Below are 2,120 nucleotides of genomic sequence, written 5' to 3' on the forward strand. Positions count from 1 at the left end.
TCCACAGGGAGGACAAACATGTTTCGCAACATCAGCATGGCCTTGGCGGCCACATTGATCATGGCCGGCACGGCTTGGGCCGATCCGATCGAGGGCAACTGGAAAACGCAGGCCGGCGCGACCGCCGCCATAGCCGGCGGCGGCGGGGCATTCTCCATCACCCTCAAATCAGGCAAATTTTCCGGCAAGCGCATTGGTTCGTTCAAGGTGTCCGGCGCCAACAAATATACCGGGACCATAACCGACCCGGAGACCGACAAGACCTATTCCGGCAAGGCCTCGGTCTCTGGCGCTTCGCTCAAAATGAGCGGCTGCGTGCTCGGCGGGCTGATTTGCAGGAGCCAGACCTGGCACAAGCTCTGACCGTTTTGACTGCCACAAATTGAAAACGGGGCCTTCGCGGCCCCGTTTTGTTTGCGCCGTCTGTTTGAGACACCGGATCGATCGGACGGGCCGCGCCTTCTGCGCCCTAGCTAACAGCAATTTTTGTGCATCCTTCGTCCCTGTCACCAAGATTTGGGGGGCAGCAAGACTGCGGCCGGACCGCGCCGTGGCGGCGGGCACTCAACACTCCGTCGATAAATTTGAACCGCAGATGAACGCCGGCATCAGAACCGGTTCAGTTGCATCAGGGCATTCTCATGCGTGTTGAAGGAGACCACGCAATGTTCGCCCGCCGCTTCACCATCGTCTGCCTGCTGATGAACCTGTTCGGCATGTTGTTCGCCATCCTGGTTGCCGAGGCCGGCCGCCCGGCCCGCTCCTGGGACCAGGCCAATTCCTGCCGGTTCGGTTGCCCGAGCCACCTTCGCCATTGAAGCCGGCAAAAACCTTAGAGAGAAGCAACATACCATGAACCGCATCGTCGCCAACGCCTTCAAGGCCCTTCGGCTTGTGCCGCGGGCGACGCTCATCCTGACGGTTCTTGCAGCGCCGGTTCTGGCCGTGCCCACGATGCGCGCCGATGCCGGCTCGACGATCGAAGCGCCGGCGTTGAAGAAGAACGGCGTCGGCTTTGTGCTGTTGGTCAGTCTGCGACGCGGCTAGGTCGATCGGCCTTCATTGAACCCATTCAATAATGAAAAACGACCCTTTGGCCCCTCCCAACCGTATGGCCAAGCCTCTATATTGGGTCATGGAAAAGCGAATCTATCCTCAAGCCATAGACTCAGTCGTGATGCCGGAGCCGTTTGGCCGGCAGATCTTCAATGATGCCGGAAAGGCCGTCGCGGCCCTGCAGGCCCTCTACGACCGCAACACCAAATTCCTGCGCGATTCGTTTACGGCGCTCGCCGCAGGCGGCGACAACAACAAGCGCTACCGGGCCTTTTACCCCGAGGTCGGCGTCACCACGACTTCGTTCACCCAGATCGACTCGCGGCAGGCTTACGGCCATATGCCGACGCCTGGGCATTTCTCGACCACCATAACCCAGCCCGCCCTTTTCGAACGCTATCTCATCGAACAGCTTCGCCTGATCATGCGCAATCACGGCGTTCCGGTCACGGTTTCGGAATCGACGACGCCCATCCCGCTGCATTTCGCGTTCCTGGAAGGCTCCCATGTCGACGGCGCGGCAGCCGAGCGCATCAGGCGGCCGATCCGTGACCTGTTCGACGTGCCGGATCTCGACGGCACCGACGACCAGATCGCCAACGGCACGTTCGAAGTGGCTTTAGGCGAAGCCAGGCCGTTGGCGGCGTTCACGGCGCAACGCATCGACTACTCGCTGCACCGGATGTCGCACTATACGGCGACCAGTCCCCAGCATTTTCAGAATTTCGTGCTGTTCACCAACTACCAGTTCTACATCGACGAATTCGTCGCCCGTGCGCACGAGCTGATGGCGAAAGGCGGCGGCGGATACGTCGAATTCGTTGAGCCGGGAAATGTCGTCACCAAGGCTGGACAAAGCGCGCCTTGCCATGGCGTGGCGCCGCCGCGCCTGCCGCAGATGCCGGCCTATCATCTGAAGAAGCCGAACCATGGCGGCATCACGATGGTCAATATCGGCGTCGGCCCCTCCAACGCCAAGACGATCACCGACCACATTGCGGTGCTCAGGCCGCATGCCTGGGTGATGCTCGGCCATTGCGCCGGGCTGCGCAACACCCAGGCAC

The 2,120-nt window shown here is 61.1% G+C and carries 4 protein-coding genes; all 4 read left to right on the plus strand.

The genetic code is table 11. The annotated features are described in order from the left end of the window. Window positions 1–18 precede the first annotated feature (18 nt). Window positions 19–363, plus strand: a complete 345-nt coding sequence (locus EOA86_RS32070) for a DUF2147 domain-containing protein (protein WP_127211973.1) — start codon at window positions 19–21, stop codon at window positions 361–363. A 302-nt stretch (window positions 364–665) separates the two neighbouring features. Beyond that, the gene (locus EOA86_RS39015) at window positions 666–818 is read left to right on the plus strand and encodes a hypothetical protein (RefSeq protein WP_164892201.1); all 153 of its coding nucleotides are present in this window, start codon (window positions 666–668) and stop codon (window positions 816–818) included. A gap of 34 nt (window positions 819–852) precedes the next feature. Beyond that, window positions 853–1,047 carry a hypothetical protein gene (locus EOA86_RS32075; RefSeq protein ID WP_127211216.1) on the plus strand — a complete coding sequence of 65 codons (195 nt, stop codon included), beginning with the start codon at window positions 853–855 and terminating at the stop codon, window positions 1,045–1,047. Window positions 1,048–1,135: 88 nt separating this feature from the next. Next, the coding region (locus tag EOA86_RS32080; RefSeq protein WP_128345275.1) for an AMP nucleosidase at window positions 1,136–2,120 on the plus strand (985 nt) is incomplete at its 3' end.

The organism is Mesorhizobium sp. M5C.F.Ca.IN.020.32.2.1 (assembly GCF_004023105.1).
Taxonomy (GTDB): Bacteria; Pseudomonadota; Alphaproteobacteria; order Rhizobiales; family Rhizobiaceae; genus Mesorhizobium; species Mesorhizobium wenxiniae.

What these genes read in the sequence shown, in the direction of transcription:
- EOA86_RS32070 (WP_127211973.1), top strand. Translation starts at nt 19, where the DNA reads ATGTTTCGCAACATCAGCATGGCCTTGGCGGCCACATTGATCATGGCC.
- EOA86_RS39015 (WP_164892201.1), top strand. Translation starts at nt 666, where the DNA reads ATGTTCGCCCGCCGCTTCACCATCGTCTGCCTGCTGATGAACCTGTTC.
- EOA86_RS32075 (WP_127211216.1), top strand. Translation starts at nt 853, where the DNA reads ATGAACCGCATCGTCGCCAACGCCTTCAAGGCCCTTCGGCTTGTGCCG.